The sequence below is a fragment of the Tenacibaculum sp. AWR4_210 genome, assembly GCF_056160945.1.
On sequence record NZ_JBSWYF010000052.1, the window covers coordinates 1 to 418 of the forward strand.

Sequence of the window (418 nt, forward strand, 5' to 3'; positions counted from 1 at the left end):
ACGCAATATCGCCCCAATGACCTGTGCCAGCACCTCAATCGGCATTGGGCGCATGGCTTTGCCAAAGGGATTTCGGTGCGCGACGGCGAATTTCTGAGCCCCTATGGCTATCGCGGCACCGCCGACGCGCTGCGCTGCAATATCACCGCGCTCGACGCCTATGCGCCGCGCGACGTCATGGTGCTTTCGGGCGATCATGTGCTCGACATCGACCTTGAGCAGCTGCTCGCCCATCACCGCGGGCACGCCCTGCCGGTCACCGTCGCGGCGACGCCGGTGCCGCTGTCGCAGGCGCGCGGCTTTGGCATCTTCGATCTCGATGCGGATGGCGAGGTCTTTGGCTTTGCCGAAAAGCCCGCCGAGCCGCAGCCGATGCAGGACGACCCCGAGCGTGCGCTGGCCTCGACCGGCATCTATG

The 418-nt window shown here is 65.8% G+C and carries 1 protein-coding gene; it reads left to right on the forward strand.

From position 1 onward, the window contains the following. The coding region (locus ACXAG7_RS19980) for a sugar phosphate nucleotidyltransferase (RefSeq protein ID WP_476667928.1) at window positions 1-418 on the forward strand (418 nt) is incomplete at both ends.